14 protein-coding genes are annotated in these 14,711 nt (G+C 65.4%); 8 read left to right on the forward strand and 6 right to left on the reverse strand.

The genetic code is table 11. The annotated features are described in order from the left end of the window. From ACNJYD_RS05325 to ACNJYD_RS05345, 5 genes are all read left to right on the forward strand, one after another. Entirely contained in the window at positions 1 to 774 is a 774-nt protein-coding gene (locus ACNJYD_RS05325) for a thioesterase family protein (protein ID WP_439365604.1), read from the forward strand. Positions 775 to 1,222: 448 nt separating this feature from the next. Further along, entirely contained in the window at positions 1,223 to 2,188 is a 966-nt protein-coding gene (locus ACNJYD_RS05330; protein ID WP_439365605.1) for an NAD(P)H-dependent flavin oxidoreductase, read from the forward strand. Between the two features lie 134 nt (positions 2,189 to 2,322). Continuing rightward, positions 2,323 to 2,571, forward strand: a complete 249-nt coding sequence (locus ACNJYD_RS05335; RefSeq protein WP_172785094.1) for a hypothetical protein — start codon at positions 2,323 to 2,325, stop codon at positions 2,569 to 2,571. A 132-nt stretch (positions 2,572 to 2,703) separates the two neighbouring features. Further along, complete coding sequence (locus ACNJYD_RS05340) at positions 2,704 to 3,417, forward strand: hypothetical protein (RefSeq protein ID WP_172785093.1); 714 nt, start codon at positions 2,704 to 2,706, stop codon at positions 3,415 to 3,417. Between the two features lie 89 nt (positions 3,418 to 3,506). Then, positions 3,507 to 4,205: a hypothetical protein gene (locus ACNJYD_RS05345; RefSeq protein WP_212254038.1), complete on the forward strand. Its 699-nt coding sequence runs from the start codon at positions 3,507 to 3,509 to the stop codon at positions 4,203 to 4,205. 3 nt (positions 4,206 to 4,208) lie between these two features. Here the strand turns inward: ACNJYD_RS05345 and ACNJYD_RS05350 are convergent, their stop codons facing one another. Together ACNJYD_RS05350 and ACNJYD_RS05355 are read right to left on the reverse strand one after the other, a co-directional pair. Then, positions 4,209 to 5,789 carry a GMC family oxidoreductase gene (locus ACNJYD_RS05350; protein ID WP_212254039.1) on the reverse strand — a complete coding sequence of 527 codons (1,581 nt, stop codon included), beginning with the start codon at positions 5,787 to 5,789 and terminating at the stop codon, positions 4,209 to 4,211. 118 nt (positions 5,790 to 5,907) lie between these two features. Further along, entirely contained in the window at positions 5,908 to 7,464 is a 1,557-nt protein-coding gene (locus ACNJYD_RS05355) for a winged helix-turn-helix domain-containing tetratricopeptide repeat protein (RefSeq protein ID WP_439365606.1), read from the reverse strand. Positions 7,465 to 7,786: 322 nt separating this feature from the next. On the opposite strand from ACNJYD_RS05355, the gene pcaB reads away from it, so the two are divergent. Further along, positions 7,787 to 9,148: a 3-carboxy-cis,cis-muconate cycloisomerase gene (gene pcaB, locus ACNJYD_RS05360; RefSeq protein ID WP_439365607.1), complete on the forward strand. Its 1,362-nt coding sequence runs from the start codon at positions 7,787 to 7,789 to the stop codon at positions 9,146 to 9,148. Positions 9,149 to 9,261: 113 nt separating this feature from the next. Then, on the forward strand, positions 9,262 to 10,518 hold the full coding sequence (locus tag ACNJYD_RS05365) for an aminopeptidase (RefSeq protein WP_439365608.1): 1,257 nt from the start codon (positions 9,262 to 9,264) through the stop codon (positions 10,516 to 10,518). A gap of 181 nt (positions 10,519 to 10,699) precedes the next feature. On the opposite strand, the gene ACNJYD_RS05370 is transcribed toward ACNJYD_RS05365, so the two are convergent. Continuing rightward, complete coding sequence (locus tag ACNJYD_RS05370) at positions 10,700 to 11,254, reverse strand: hypothetical protein (protein ID WP_212254043.1); 555 nt, start codon at positions 11,252 to 11,254, stop codon at positions 10,700 to 10,702. A 236-nt stretch (positions 11,255 to 11,490) separates the two neighbouring features. Here ACNJYD_RS05370 and ACNJYD_RS05375 point away from each other — a divergent pair, with 236 nt between their 5' ends. After that, entirely contained in the window at positions 11,491 to 11,946 is a 456-nt protein-coding gene (locus ACNJYD_RS05375) for a cupin domain-containing protein (protein WP_172785086.1), read from the forward strand. Positions 11,947 to 12,028: 82 nt separating this feature from the next. Here the strand turns inward: ACNJYD_RS05375 and ACNJYD_RS05380 are convergent, their stop codons facing one another. The 3 genes from ACNJYD_RS05380 to ACNJYD_RS05390 form a co-directional block, all read right to left on the reverse strand. Next, entirely contained in the window at positions 12,029 to 13,081 is a 1,053-nt protein-coding gene (locus tag ACNJYD_RS05380) for an amidohydrolase family protein (RefSeq protein ID WP_439365609.1), read from the reverse strand. Positions 13,082 to 13,261: 180 nt separating this feature from the next. Continuing rightward, on the reverse strand, positions 13,262 to 13,783 hold the full coding sequence (locus tag ACNJYD_RS05385) for a hypothetical protein (RefSeq protein ID WP_439365610.1): 522 nt from the start codon (positions 13,781 to 13,783) through the stop codon (positions 13,262 to 13,264). A gap of 65 nt (positions 13,784 to 13,848) precedes the next feature. After that, a complete protein-coding gene (locus ACNJYD_RS05390; RefSeq protein WP_172785083.1) occupies positions 13,849 to 14,661 on the reverse strand; it encodes an MBL fold metallo-hydrolase in 813 nt (270 codons plus the stop codon). Between the last annotated feature and the right edge of the window lie 50 nt (positions 14,662 to 14,711).

The following is a 14,711-nucleotide window of genomic DNA, read 5'->3' on the forward strand; positions in this document are numbered from 1 at the left end:
ATGACCGCCATCTACCGCATCGACGGCAACAACGTCGTCACCAGCCCCGATGCGGCCGGCCCCTGGGACCGGCGCATGCAGCACGGCTCGGCACCGGCATCGCTGGTGACGTGGGCGGCTGAGCGCATCCCGACGGCGGTGCCGATGGACGTCGCGCGCGTGACCATCGATCTGATGCGCCCGGTGCCGGTGGCGCCGCTCACGATCGCGACCGAGGTCTTGCGCGAGGGCCGCAAGATCCAGCTCTGCGGAATCAAGCTGCTCGCCGATGGCGTGCAGGTGGTCGGCGCCACCGTGCTGAAGATCAGGCGCCAGGAGCTGACGCTGCCGGACGAGGTCGAGGAGCTGCCGGTCACGTTGCCCGCGCCGGAGGATTCATTGGTCGAGGACGGTCACGCCGCCACCAGCCCGTTCGTGCGATCGGTCTCGATGCGCGCCGCGCGCGGCCGCTTCGGCCAGGCCGGCGCCGGTGCGATCTGGTTTCGCGTCGACCATCCGCTCATCGAAGGCGAGGCCATCTCGCAGGCGATGCGCGCCGTGGTCGCTGCCGACTTCTCCAACGGCACCGCCTCGACGCTCGACTTTCGCGCCTGGACCTACATCAACGCCGACCTCACCGTGAGCTTTGCGCGCCAGCCGGTCGGCGAGTGGATCCTGCTCGACGGCGATTCCTGGATCGGCCCCGACGGCGCGGGCCTTGCGATGTCGCGCCTCGCCGACCGTCAGGGCTATTTCGGCCGCGCGGTGCAGAGTCTGGTGATCGAGAAGCGGTGAGCGTCACGGCGGGGCCGCGATCGCTCCTTCCGGATGAACGGCAGGCTTCCGCCGCCGCGGAAGGGATGCTCGCCATCCTGCCAGTTCACACACCGTAGAAGATCTTGATCCCCCACAGCACCACGATGATAGCCGTGATCAACGTAATCGCGGCGACCGCACTTTCCAGGGAAGCGACTCTCATTTCACTCTCCGCTTCCCCAGCCCCGTCAGCGGTCTAGTTGATTCCCTGATTCGCCGGCAATTGCGCGGGCATCGTCGCCGTAGACTCCGCTGCGTGCTGTGGTGCCGGAGCAACAATGACACCGTAGAATTCCGGAGTATTTGCTCTACCATCCGGTACTGCCCGCTCCAGAAGCCGGCGCGCAGCACCTTTGCCACAAGCCGGGGACGACGCTGGCACAGAGACTGCGAGAGGACACGAAACGCCCGCGAGAGGGAGGCACGCATGCCATCGGATCGACTGCAACGCTTTCGCGATCGTCTCGCACTGCCGCTGATCGCGGCGCCGATGTTTCTGGTCTCAGGCGTCGAGCTCATGGTCGCGGCCTGCCGCAACGGGGTGATCGGCAGCTTCCCCACGGCGAATTGCCGTGGCGCGGACCAGCTCGATGAATGGCTGACCGCGATCGAGACGCGCTTGCGCCGGTACGAAGATCAGGCCGGCCGCAGGGCCGCGCCGCTTTGTCCGAATCTGATCGTGCACCGCTCCAATGCGCGGCTGGAGCAGGATCTTGCCGTGCTGCTGCGGCACAGGCCGGAGATCGTCATCACATCGGTCGGCTCGCCCGCGCCCGTGTTGAAGCCGCTGCACGACGCCGGGGCGCTGGTGCTGGCGGACGTCGCTTCCATCCGCCATGCCGAACGCGCGGCACAAGCAGGCGCCGACGGGTTGGTGCTGCTCGCCGCGGGCGCGGGCGGGCAGACCGGCTGGCTCAACCCGTTCGCCTTCGTCCGCGCGGTGCGCGCGTTCTATGACGGCATCATCGTGCTCGCGGGCGGCATCGGCGACGGCTGCGCGCTGCACGCGGCAGAAGTGCTCGGCTGCGATCTCGCCTATATGGGCACCAAGTTCATCGCAACGCGCGAGAGTATGGCGGACGAACGTCACAAGCAGATGCTGGTCGAGAGCAGCGCCGACGACATCTTGCTCACCACCGCGTTCACGGGACTTCAGACCAGCATGCTGAGGCCGTCGATCGTGGCCGCCGGGCTCGATCCCGACGATCTGCCGGCGCGCGGCGCGATCGATATCACTGAGGATATCGACGTCGCCGCGCGCGAAAGCCGTCCCAAGCGCTGGCGCGACGTCTGGAGCGGCGGGCATTCGACCTCTGGTGTCACCGAGGTGCTCGCGGTCGACGATCTCGTCGCGCGGACCGTCGCGGAATATCACCGGGCGGGTGGGCGGTAGCGTCGTCGCCTCTCCCACGGTGCATCGCACACGGTTAATCCCGCATGCCTCCAGTCCGCCCCACTTAACGGCGGATTAACCATCGCCAGCCAAGAATCCCCTCGTGGCCGCCAATCAGGACGAGAGGACAGGCGATGGACTTCAATTATCTCAACAGCAAGACGGCTGCGACCATGGACGAGATCCGCGTCCGCGTCGCCCACGCACTGGCCCGCCACCCGCTGTGCCGCAACGTCCGCTTCGACATCGTCAGCGTCCCCCAGACCCGCCGCGGCGGAAATTGGACGGTGACGCTGCAATCGGTCGAGCCGCGCGCAGTCTGGGAGGCCTCGGAGATCGTGGCCGACATCCAGGACGCCTATGATCTTGCGGCGGCGGCCTGATTTCGCTGGGATTTCCGGGGGATGTCGCCGTAGTCCGCGCGATTGCCGCCGCATTGGCACGGTTCAGCCTTAATTATCGCCCAGTTACCGGGCAGTGATCACGTGGACTTGAAGTCGGACGCGGAGAGACGTTTGTCCAAAGCCATCACCATCGTCGCGCTGACCTGTTTCCTCGTCCTCGGCGCCGCCACAGCCGCCATCCTCGGCCGCGACAGCGTTCCCAGCGTCAGCGCCGAGATGATCGCCGAGACGCCCCCGCCCAAGCCGCTCGCGACCAACCGCGCCGCCAAGGCCGACCGCCTGGTTCCGACGCTCGCACTGGCCTCGGCCGCGATCGAGCCGGTCCAGGTCGCCGCCGACAAGTTGGCGCAGGCACCGGTCCTGACCGAGCCGCTGCGTCAGGCCTTCGCCGCCGCCACCCCCTCCGATTTCCCGATGCCGAAGGCGAGCGCGCACGAGGCCCCTGCTACTGCCGAGGTTCCGGCCGTCGAAGTTCCGGCCAAGCCGAAGGTCGTCGCCAAGCCGCAGCCGCAAAAATCCTATTCGCTGCTGTCCGACGTGCAGATCGCGGGCATCAGGGATCGCCTGAAACTCTCCTCGTCGCAGGAATATTACTGGCCCTCGGTCGAGACCGCACTGCGCAACGTTGCCCGCAAGATGCAGGCGAACAGGCTGTCGAATCCGAATGCGCCGCCCAGCGCGCAGATCGATCCGAATTGCGACGAGGTGCAGCAGCTGAAGTCGGCCGCGATGCCATTGTTGTTCCAGCTTCGCGACGACCAGAAGGAAGAAGTGCGCAAGCTCGCCCGCCTGATCGGGCTCGAGAAGGTCGCACAGCAGATCTGATACGCGCGGTTCCTCATCGAGGAGCCGCGGCCATCAGGAACATCTGGCAATCCCCACGCGTTGCCCGCTCCAAAAGAGGGAGTGGATGAATGCGCGCCTCGACAGCCTATTTTGTCGGTGCCGGAACCATCATCGGGGCCATCGCCATTGGTCTCGGTGGCGGTATCGTGGCCGGCAACATCATGAATCCCGTGGCGTCCAAGCAGGGGCCGGACACCAGCAAGGTGGCGCAGCGCACGGCGACATCAGCTGCGGCGACGACGAACGCTCCTTCCGAGCGCGTGAACTATCTCACCGGCTCGCAAGCCTTCGGCACGATGATCGCAGCGCCGGCGCAGGCCGAAGCAAAGCCTGAAGCCGCAAAGCCCGACACGCAAGCCACGCAGGCAAATGCTGCGCCGGCGGCGCCGCAGCCCTCGCAAGCCGCCGCCGTCGAGCCGCCCAAGGAGCCGCCCAAGCCCGCCGCTGCATCGTCGCCACTGGCTGCAAAGCCTGCCGAGCAGCAGGCTCCGACCGAGCCGTCGTCCTCCTCGAACAACGCCTATGCCAAGGCGAGGGATTCCGACGTGAAGCGCGCCGCGTCCGAACGGCGCCGAGCCGAGCGTCGCGAGCGCTGGGCCGAGCGCCGCTATTATTACGAGTCCCGCGAGCCGCGCGGCATGCGCGACCGCACCGATTGGGATGACGTCGCACGCAACATCCGCGAGGATTCGGATGCGCGCGATGTCGCGAGCCGGCCGCGCGGCGGCTTCCCCCAGATCAAGCTGTTCGGGCCTGACGACGATTAGCGTCTAAGCCAGGATCGCCGCCGCGGCGCATTCGGCAATCAAGATCGTCGGCGTCTGGATATTGCCTGAGATCATGATCGGGATCACCGAGGCATCGGCGACATGCAGACCGTCGATGCCGCGCACCTGCAATCGTTTGGGATCGACGACGGCGAGGTCGTCCATGCCCATCCGGCAGGTCGAGGCGGCATGATAGAGCGTCGTGCAATGGCCGCGGATATAATCGGCGATCTCGGCATCGCTGATCGCCTCTGCGCTCGGCGTAACCTCGGTGTCGATCATCTCCTTGAGCGGTGATTGCGCGGCGATGCGTCGGTTGATGCGCACGCCTTCGATCATGGTCGCGATGTCGCTGCCGTTCGGGTCCGACGCGAAATAGCCGGGGTCGATCGCAGGGTCTTCGATCGGATCGGACGAGCGCAGCGTGATCTCACCGCGGCTCTTCGGTCGCTGCAAGGTCGCATGCAGGGTGATGCCCGGCCTGGACGACAGGAAGCGGACATAGTCGCGGTGCGGGCTGATCGCGCCATAGAGCTGGAGATCGGGCTCGACGTCGGGGCGGCTGCGCACATGGGCGCCGGCGGCGACCCAGGGCGAGGTGCGGGGACCGGTGCGATGCGCCTGCCACTCTGCAAGGCTCGCCGCGAGACTTTCGTCGGTCCAGGCGCCGACGCCGATCCTCTCCTTGGTGTAGAAGGTGATGGGAATGTTGATGTGGTCCTGGAGATCCTTGCCGACGCCGGGCAGCTCATGCAGGACGTCGACGCCGACCGCCCTCAATTCGTCAGCCGGGCCGACGCCTGATAGCAGGAGCTGTTGTGCCGAGCCGATGGCGCCGGAGGCGAGCACGATCTCGGTGGTGGCGAAGGCGCTCTTCAGTTCACCATTGTCGAGAAAGGTCACGCCGATCGCGCGGCCGCGCTCGATGATGATGCGCGTGACGCGTGCGCCGGTCTTCAGGACGAGATTGGGACGCGCCAGCGCCGGGCGCAGATGGGCCTTGCCGGTGCCGAAGCGCTCGCCGTCCTTGATGACGAACTGGAAGAAGCCGGCGCCTTCCTGGGTGGCGCCGTTGAAATCGGGGTTGTACGGAAGGCCTGCCGCCTGGGCTGCCTCCAGCCATTTCAATTCGTTGGGATCGACGAAAGGGACGTCGGCAACGTGCAGCGGCCCGCTGGTGCCGTGGAAGGGATCGTCGGCGAAGCGGGCATTGTTCTCGAAGGCGATGAATTTCGGCAGCACGTCGCCCCAAGCCCAGCCTGCGCAGCCCGCCCGCGCCCATGCATCGTAATCCGACGGCAGGCCGCGGATATAAATCATCGCATTCATCGCGCCGGAGCCGCCGACCATCTTGCCGCGCGGCCAGAAGATGCGCCGTCCGCGGCAGCCTGCTTGCGGCTCGGTATGAAACCCCCAATCGACCGCCGTATTGAACATCGTCGGCCAGTCGGACGGAATGTCCGAGGCGGGCGGGGCAGCGCGACCGGCCTCCAGCACCAGAACCTTGCGATTTGGATCGGCCGACAACCGATTGGCCAGCACACAGCCGGCCGAGCCGGCGCCCACGATGATGGTGTCGTACATAGACGAGCGCTCCGCGATCATTCACGTCGCGGAGTGCTTGCAAGTTTCGTGCTTTGCGGATCGGCACAGTGCAATTCCTCCCCATCCACAAAGGGGGGTATGCCGTCAGCATTGTGCCCTACGTCATGCCTGCACGGCGCAAGCCTTGGAGGTAATGCGCGCGATCCTCGTCCCGCAGCATCGGCAGCTCGCGCGTGATCCAGGCAAGCGAAACCTCGGGCTGGGTGCGGCGCAGGCCTTCCAGGGCGGATGCCGCCAGGGCCGGATCGTCGAGCATGCCGGCGGCCGCCGTCAGCACGCGGTGCGCACCGACGAAATCTCCGCGCTGGCGCATCGATTCCCGAGCCATCTGCACGGCGCCCCCGTAGTCATGGCCGACGAACCGGGCATAGGCCGCAACCCCGCAATAGATCGCCGCGAGCGGGTCGCGCGGGCTCAGCCGCAGCGCGCGGCGGGCGGCGGCATCGCCGTCCTGCCAACGCCCGGCATAGCACAGCGTCACGCCGTGGAAGGCATGCGCCATCGCGAAATTCGGATTGAGCCGCAAGGCCAATTCGAATTCAGCCAGCGCGTCGTCGAAGCGGCGGCGGAACAGGTATGTGTAAGCAAGGCCGTGATGGGCCCAGGCATCCTCGCGATCGGCCTCCACCGCCGCGAGCGCCGCACGCTCGGCGACCGGCACGGTGGCAGCCATGTCGGCCCAGCCCATATGCGCGCCGAAGATATGGCTGGTCGCGAGCAGGCCCAGCGCCTTGCCATAGGCGGGATCGACCGCGACGGCTTCTTCCAGCAGCTTTTGGGCGGCCGCATTGTCCTCGCGGGTGATGCGCCAATAATGCGACAGCGCGCGCATCACGAGGTCCCACGCATCCAGGCTGCCCGGTGGCTTCTGCTGGGCCCGGAAGCTTTCGGCGGCGTAGAGCTGCGGCTCGATCGCGGCGACGATCGCTTCCGTAATCTCGTCCTGCACGGCGAAGATGTCGGCGAGCTCGCGGTCGTAGCGTTCGGCCCAGAGATGGCTGCCGGTCGAGACGTCGTTGAGCTGGGCCGAGATGCGCACCCGCTCGCCACTCCGCCGCACGCTGCCTTCGACCACGTAGCGCACCCCGAGCTCCCGCGCGACCTCGTGGATGTGCACGGCGCGGCCCTTGTAGACGAAGGAGGAGTTGCGCGCGACGACGAAGAACCAGCGCAGCTTCGACAGCGCGGTGATGATGTCCTCGCTGATGCCGTCGGAGAAATAATCCTGCTCGGCCTCGCCGCTCATATTGGTGAAGGGCAGCACGGCGATCGCGGGCCGCTCGGGCAGCGCGAAGGCCGCCTGGGGCGGGCTGATACGGACCGGCCCCGACGCGACCGCGCCGATTTGTGTCTGGACATCGCCGACGAAGCGAAAACCCTTGCGCGTGATGGTGCGGATCAGCGACTGGCTCACGCCATTGTCGCCGATCGCCTTGCGCGCCGCGTTGATCCGGCTGGTCAGGGTGGATTCGGAGACGCTGCGCCCGTGCCAGATCTTATCGATCAGCTCGTCCTTGCTGACGACCCGGTCGCGGTTCTGCATGAGATGGACGACGAGGTCGAAAACCTGCGGTTCCACGGCAATGGGAACCTGCTCGCGGCTCAGCTCGCGCCGGTCGGTGTCGAGAAGGTGGTCCTGGAACAGAAACTGCACGTCGAAAACTCAGGCCTCATTGCGAAATCGGGCAAACAAACAAAATGAAATTTGGGTCGAAAACCGTGTGTCTGCTGAAGGGGGCGCTTGGTTCATCGCAATCGCGTGATGGCTGCCATGCCGTTTTCAGACGGGAATACAACCGCAACTGGAATGTTGCGGCCGCGGGCCGCCGAAATCTGCTTCGCCGAACACCGTCATCCTCAGGCGCCTCGGCACAATGCCCCCACAATAGATGTGGCGAAGGGTGAACGCCCTTTGCCGAATTGAGTGGCCTGCGTAAGTTACCGCTTACAGAAAACACCAACCACGAAGAAACGCCATGCCTGCTTTTCCCGCCGCCACCACCGTGCTCGACTCCCTGCTGTTTCGCGACGCCTTCGGCACGCCCGAGATGCGCGAGGTGTTCTCCGACGTCGCGACGGTCGCGCGCTATGCCGAGGTCGAGGTGGCGCTGGCGAAGGCGGAGGCGAAGTGCGGTGTGATCCCACAGGAGGCGGCCGCAGCGATCGCGGCGCGGACCGACGTCGCCGCGCTGGATTTCGATCTGCTCAGGCAGGAGACGGATGTCGTCGGCTATCCGATCCTGCCCTTGGTGCATCAGATGGTGAAGCAATGCGGCGAGGCGGGCCGCTACGTGCATTGGGGCGCCACCACGCAGGACATCATGGACACCGCCGTGGTGCTGCAACTGCGTGCCGCGCTCGAGATCGTGGAGCGCGACATCGCCGAGCTGCGCAAGATCCTCGCCGATCTGTCGAAGCGCCATCGCGACACGGCGATGGCGGGCCGTACCCATCTGCAGCAGGCGCTGCCGGTGACCTTCGGCTACAAGACCGCGATCTGGCTTGCGATGTTCGACCGCCACGCCGAGCGGCTGGCGCAGCTGAAGCCGCGCGTGCTGGTCGGCCAGTTTGCCGGCGCGGCCGGTACGCTGGCTTCGCTCGGCGACAAGGGGTTCGACGTGCAGAAGGCGCTCTGTGCCGAGCTGAAGCTCGGCGTTCCCGCCTCGACCTGGCACGTCGCGCGCGACGGCTTTGCCGAGGCCGTGAATTTCCTCGCCCTCGTCACCGGCTCGCTCGGCAAAATCGCGCTCGACATCATGATCATGGCCTCGACCGAGTTCGCCGAGGTCTACGAGCCCTTCGTCAAGGGGCGCGGCGCCTCCTCGACCATGCCGCAGAAGCGCAACCCGATCTCCTCGGAGCTGATGCTTGCGGCGTCCAAGGCGGTGCGCCAGCACGCCGGCCTGATGCTCGACGCCATGGTGCAGGATTTCGAGCGTGCCACCGGCCCCTGGCACGCGGAATGGATGGCGATCCCGGAAAGCTTCGTGCTGACCGCCGGCGCGCTGCACCAGGCGAAGTTCGCGCTCGCAGGCCTCATCGTGGACGAGGCGAAGATGAACGACAATCTCGCCATCAGCCGCGGCCTGATTGTGGCCGAAGCGGTCATGATGGGCCTCGCCCCGCAGATCGGCCGGCAGGAGGCGCATGACGTCGTCTATGACGCCTGCCGTCAGGCCAACGAGAAGGGAATGAGCCTTGCTGATGCGTTATCCGCAGATTCACGGATATCGAGCCGCATCGATCGCGCCACAATCGAGGCGCTCACCTCACCGAAAAATTACCTCGGGCTCGCGCCTGCCATGGTCGACCGGGTGCTGGCATCGGCAACGCGTTGAAAACCAAAATGCGTGAAACCGCGTATCTTTCCAAGGCCGCAAGACGCTCGCATACTTGTGTCTCGCGGTGCTAGGTTTAAATTGAGTGAGCGACTTTCGGCAGAGGGCCCGGTATGACTGACCAACGCAATACTTCCACTCCCATCGATCCCGCGAAGCTCGACCGGTTGGCCGAGGTGGCGGTGAAGGTGGGCCTGGGCTTGCGGCCGGGACAGGATCTGCTTCTGACGGCGCCCGCAATCGCGCTGCCGCTGGTGCGGCGGATCGCCGTGCATGCCTACAAGGCCGGCGCCGGCCTGGTGACGCCGATCCTGTCGGACGAGGAGATGACGCTGGCGCGCTACCGTCATGGCCACGACAACAGTTTCGATCGTGCCGCCAGCTGGCTCTACGAGGGCATGGCCAAGGCGTTCTCGGACAACACCGCACGGCTCGCCATCGTCGGCGACAACCCGATGTTGCTGTCGGGCGAAGATCCTTCCAAGGTCGCGCGCGCCAGCAAGGCCAATTCAATGGCCTACCAGCCCGCGCTGGAAAAGATCGTCAATTTCGACACCAACTGGAACATCATTGCCTATCCGAGTCCGTCCTGGGCCAAGCAGGTGTTCCCGAACGATCCGGAAGATATCGCCATCGGCAAGCTCGCGGATGCGATCTTCGCAGCGTCCCGGGTCGATCGCGAGGACGCGATCAGCAATTGGGAGAGCCACAATGCGGTGCTGCGCGAGCGCACCAACTGGCTCAACGGCCAGCGCTTCCGCGCGCTTCAGTACTCGGGTCCCGGCACCGATCTCACCATTGGCCTTGCCGACGGACACGAATGGGAAGGCGGCGCCTCGCTCTCCAAGAACGGAATCAGCTGCAACGCCAATATCCCGACCGAAGAGGTCTTCACCACGCCGCATTGCCGCCGCGTCTACGGCCATGTCGTGAGCTCGAAGCCGCTGTCCTACCAGGGCACGCTGATCGACAACATCGCGGTGCGGTTCGAGGACGGCAAGATCGTCGACGCCAAGGCCTCGCGCGGCGCCGAGGTGCTGAACAAGGTGCTCGATACCGACGAGGGCGCGCGGCGCCTCGGCGAAGTGGCCTTGGTGCCGCATTCCTCGCCGATCTCGCAGAGCGGGCTGTTGTTCTACAACACGCTGTTCGACGAGAACGCGGCCTCGCATATCGCGCTCGGCCAGTGCTATTCGAAATGCTTCGTCAACGGCGCCCAGCTCACGCCGCAGCAGATCGCGGCGCAAGGCGGCAACCAGAGCCTGATCCATATCGACTGGATGATCGGCTCGGCCGAGACCGACATCGACGGCATCTTGGCCGATGGCAGCAAGGTGCCCGTCTTCCGCAAGGGCGAATGGGCGAAGTAGCCTTCACCTCTCCCGTAGGGAGAGGTCGGATCGCATCGATAGATGCGATCCGGGTGAGGGGTTACGGTCTCACCGAACGCCGCGGCCCCTCACCCGGATTGCTGCGCAATCCGACCTCTCCCCGCTGGGGAGAGGTAAGGATCGGCCTATAGACTTCAGGAGACTCACGTGAAGCGCGCTCTCACGCCGCCGCGTTGCGCAGGGTGGGGTTGTTGTCGATGCTGAAGCGGTTGAACAGTGTCGTGAACGGGCAGCCGTCGGTGGCCCGCACGATCGCGTCGGACGCCGCCACCGCCTCGTAGAGCGCGCCGACCGGATCATCCGCCCCCGGCAGCGCGAGCGCGCCGCGGATGTCTTCGCGGGCCACGTTGACCTCGTCCTCATCGTCGAGCGTCGCCTCCAGCGCATCCGCCGCGCGCCGCATTTCGGCAAGGTCGCCGCCCCCGGAGAATTTGAGGATGTCGCGCCAGTAGGGGCGGACGAGGACGAGCTGGATGAATGCTTCAAAGCTCTCCGCGATGATGCCTGCGCGGCCCTCCGATGACACATAGAGCACAGTCTGCGACGGCAGCAGCACGAACGCGCTGCCGGAGCCGTCACTGCCGACGTGCCGTGGGCCTTCGACGCCGTCGATGGTGAACCAGGGCTCCTCGTCCGGCGCGAAGGAGACATCGAGACTGCGGAGCCTGGCGACGACCTCGCTGTTGGCTGTCAGAATCTCGGGCGTGAGGGGCATCGGTGCGGCTCCTTCCAATACTTTGCGCACTTTGTCGCACCCCGGACAGGATCGGTTCATGTGTGCGAATTCGCAGAGGAAATCGTGACGTTAACCGTTTCGCAGCCGCAACTCAGGGCTGATTGTCGAGCCCCGCGTAAGAAAGAATTAAAAACCGGCAACTAGCGTCCCAGCTTCTTTCGAAAGCAATCCGGGCCGAGACCCGGTCATTCATATTATATCTCCTGGGGAAGCAGATGTCGCGCGCATTGATTGAAATTGGTAGTTGCAATGTCGACCTCGAGCTGCGGCCGATCGAGCCGTCCTGGATCATCGAGGGAAATCCGGTATCCCGCTCTCGCGTCCTGTCGACCAGCGCCGACGGCACCGCGCAGACGATCATCTGGCATTGCACCGAAGGCCGCTTCAACTGGTACTACGACATCGACGAGACGATCATGATCATGGAAGGATCGATCGTGCTCGAAAGCGACGGCATGCCGCCCAAGCGCTACGGCCCCGGCGACGTCATTTTCTTCCGCGACGGCGCGCATGCCAAATGGCATGTCGAAGGCCACGTCAAGAAGATCGCCTTCTGCCGCAAGACCAATCCGGTGATGATCGGTTTCCTGATCCGCGTCGTCAACAAGCTGAAGAAGATCTTCACCCCCACCGGCGAGCGCCGCCCGGCCTCGTTGATGGGCGCCGGCTAGAGCTCGCAAGCGCGTTTCAAGGACGCTTCCCAGCGGCCACGACGAAGAGGGGTCGGGATCAATGTCCCGGCCCCTCTTTTCGTCATGACGGCAGCTCGAGCCGGTAGACGTCGATCGCGGTCTGCGAGAACAACGCCGTCTTTTCGGCCTCGCTCAGCTTTGAGGTGATACGCTTGAAGGCGTTGAAGATCACCTGGTAGCTGCACTGGCCCTTGTCCGGGGGGAAATTGCTTTCGAACATCGCGCGCTTCGGGCCGAACGCCTCGATGCACGTCTCGACATAGGGCCGCCAGGCCGTGGCAAGCTGCTCGGATGTCGGCGGCCTCTCGCGCAAATGGAAGTCGTAACCAAGCAGGCACATCGCGAGACCACCGAGCTTCACCACCACGTTCTCGCATCTCGCGATCTCCCGGATCGAGGCGCGCCATTGCGCAAACACCTCCTCGCGCCGCCCTGCGAAGCGGCCGGTTCCGACCGGGCCGCCGCAATGGTCGAGCACGATCCTGGTGTCGGGGAAGGCGTGCGCCAGCGCTGTGAGCTCGCCGATCTGCGGATGGAACAGCCAGGCATCGATGCTGAGTTTGAGGGGCGCGAGGCAGGCAAAGCCTTTGCGGAAGGTCGGGTCCTGCAACAATCCCTTCGGCCTGTTCGCATACATGCCGGCGACGACAGGATCTTCGTCCCAGGCCGAGGAATGCCGGATGCCGCGAAAGCGGCCGTTGCCGGCGGCGATCTCGGCTTCCAGCACGCCCTTTGCGGCGTCGCCGAGCAGCAGATTGGCGTGGCTGACGATGCCGGCGCAGATCGCGGCCTTGCCGTAGCCACCGCTCGCACTCATGGCGGCGACGCCGTTGGCGAACTCGACCTCGCCCACGGGGCGGAATGCTTCCGGCCCATGCGCGCGATACATCGAACGGCAGTCGACATAGACGGTGGCGATGACGTTGTGACCGGAGGCGATATCGGCGGCCATCTCCTCGATCAGATAGCGGTGCCCGCGATTCCACAGATGGTGATGGGGATCGACGATCGGCCGCAAGGGATCGATGATCTCCTCCCGATGCAGCGCGAGCCAGTCCTCGCGCGGATCGACGAACAGCCCGCTCGTGTTGGCGGGCACACCGCTTGCTGCCATCGGCCTTCGCTCCCTGATTTTTTGTACCCGGAGCTTAGCACCTCATTCTGACGCACAGCAGCGCGCGTTGTTCAGAGCACCATGGCGGCGGCGGAGGAGGTGCGCTCCCTCCCGCTTGCGGGGCCCGCCAGCCGGAGAGGTTGTTTGCCGCCCGATCGATCCAATCAATATCTGTTTGCCTTAGGCCTTGCGCCGTCTTGCTCTGACCTCGACCATCAACCGCCATTCCGCTGCCGTGGCTGGCTTGACCTCCCCACGCCAAAGGAAGGAGTCGCCGGTGATCTCCGTAAAGCTCCAGCGCGTCAGGTCGCCGGCTTCGGTCGTGCCTTCCTGCACGATGTCGTCGCCACGGGGACGGCCTATCTGTTGCCTGAACACGCGGCGGCCCGGATCGAACCAGGAAATCCGCCACGCATCGATACCCGGATCGTAAACGCGCAGTGTCGTGCCATACCAATTGCCGGCGATCGGAAAGGCCGCGCCGCCCGCCGGCCGGGGAATGATCCAGACGTCCTGCACCGCGCGGCCTTCGAGCACCCAGCCGAAATGGATCTCGCCCGGCGCGGTGTGGCTCGTTCCGTCCGGCCCGAAGGCGGTGATCTCGGCGTCCCAGTCGCCGACGAAGCGGCCGTAGAGCTGGAGCGCCGCGGCGTGCTCGGGGTTGGGTCCGTTCGCGTGCAATAGTCGCGCAAAGTCGGTCATATCGCTCTCCTGTTGCAGGGAGATCAGCATGACCCGCCAACGGCCGGCTTGGAGAAAATTGCGCTTCAGACCCCGTCGAGGATGATCACCGTCGGCTTCGTCGGCAGCGTATCCCGCGACATCCGGAACGAGCGCTCGATGCGCCGGTCGATCTCGAACTGCTGGCCGATCCGGCGCATGAAGTCGTCGAGCGGGGTGGCGAAGCGGTGCATCGGCAGCACCACCGAGGCGCGCAAGCGCTTGGTGATGTCCGAGATCCCTTCGAGCGACATGGTGTAAGTGCCGTCAATCGGCACCATCACGATGTCGAGCCGTCCGATCTGGGCGAAATGGCTGTCGTCGAGCTTGTGGTGGAGATGGCCGAGATGGCCGATGCAGAGGCCGGCCGCCTCGAAGATGAAGATGGAATTGCCGTCGCGGATCATGTCCGCGCCGACATCGTCGCCGTAATAGCGGCGGATGTCGGTCGTGACGTTGCGGACAAAGGTATCGCCGATGCGCTGCGACACGATGGCCGGCTTGCCGTCGTCGCTCCAGCCATGCAGCACGTGGGGAATGCGCTTGTCCGGGTATAAGGAGTAGTGGGTGCTGTGCGCCCGGTTCATGGTGACGACGTCGGGCAGCCGTCCGACCTGATAGGCGCCGCTATAATCGGTGGCGATGCGCAAGCCGCCGGGCGTGTCGATGTAGTAGGTGGAATGGCCCGCATAGGTGATCTCGACCTCGGCAGAGCCGGCGGCCGGCCGGAACGCGACCGGCATGGCCCGCGGAGCAGCATGGGCCATCGCCAGACATTCGCTGCGCTGTGGCTGCTGGGCGAGGGCAGGCGAGAGGAGCAAGCCGAAGAAGGCAAAGATCGTCAGGACCAGTCGAGGCATAACGCGATCACCCGTTGCGCATTCGGCGAGAGTGTATCGTCGAATTTGCG

This window comes from Bradyrhizobium sp. SPXBL-02 (genome assembly GCF_051853065.1).
GTDB lineage: Bacteria > Pseudomonadota > Alphaproteobacteria > Rhizobiales > Xanthobacteraceae > Bradyrhizobium.

What these genes read in the sequence shown, in the direction of transcription:
- ACNJYD_RS05325 (WP_439365604.1), top strand. Translation starts at nt 1, where the DNA reads ATGACCGCCATCTACCGCATCGACGGCAACAACGTCGTCACCAGCCCC.
- ACNJYD_RS05330 (WP_439365605.1), top strand. Translation starts at nt 1,223, where the DNA reads ATGCCATCGGATCGACTGCAACGCTTTCGCGATCGTCTCGCACTGCCG.
- ACNJYD_RS05335 (WP_172785094.1), top strand. Translation starts at nt 2,323, where the DNA reads ATGGACTTCAATTATCTCAACAGCAAGACGGCTGCGACCATGGACGAG.
- ACNJYD_RS05345 (WP_212254038.1), top strand. Translation starts at nt 3,507, where the DNA reads ATGCGCGCCTCGACAGCCTATTTTGTCGGTGCCGGAACCATCATCGGG.
- ACNJYD_RS05350 (WP_212254039.1), bottom strand. Translation starts at nt 5,789, where the DNA reads ATGTACGACACCATCATCGTGGGCGCCGGCTCGGCCGGCTGTGTGCTG.
- pcaB (WP_439365607.1), top strand. Translation starts at nt 7,787, where the DNA reads ATGCCTGCTTTTCCCGCCGCCACCACCGTGCTCGACTCCCTGCTGTTT.
- ACNJYD_RS05365 (WP_439365608.1), top strand. Translation starts at nt 9,262, where the DNA reads ATGACTGACCAACGCAATACTTCCACTCCCATCGATCCCGCGAAGCTC.
- ACNJYD_RS05370 (WP_212254043.1), bottom strand. Translation starts at nt 11,254, where the DNA reads ATGCCCCTCACGCCCGAGATTCTGACAGCCAACAGCGAGGTCGTCGCC.
- ACNJYD_RS05375 (WP_172785086.1), top strand. Translation starts at nt 11,491, where the DNA reads ATGTCGCGCGCATTGATTGAAATTGGTAGTTGCAATGTCGACCTCGAG.
- ACNJYD_RS05380 (WP_439365609.1), bottom strand. Translation starts at nt 13,081, where the DNA reads ATGGCAGCAAGCGGTGTGCCCGCCAACACGAGCGGGCTGTTCGTCGAT.
- ACNJYD_RS05385 (WP_439365610.1), bottom strand. Translation starts at nt 13,783, where the DNA reads ATGACCGACTTTGCGCGACTATTGCACGCGAACGGACCCAACCCCGAG.
- ACNJYD_RS05390 (WP_172785083.1), bottom strand. Translation starts at nt 14,661, where the DNA reads ATGCCTCGACTGGTCCTGACGATCTTTGCCTTCTTCGGCTTGCTCCTC.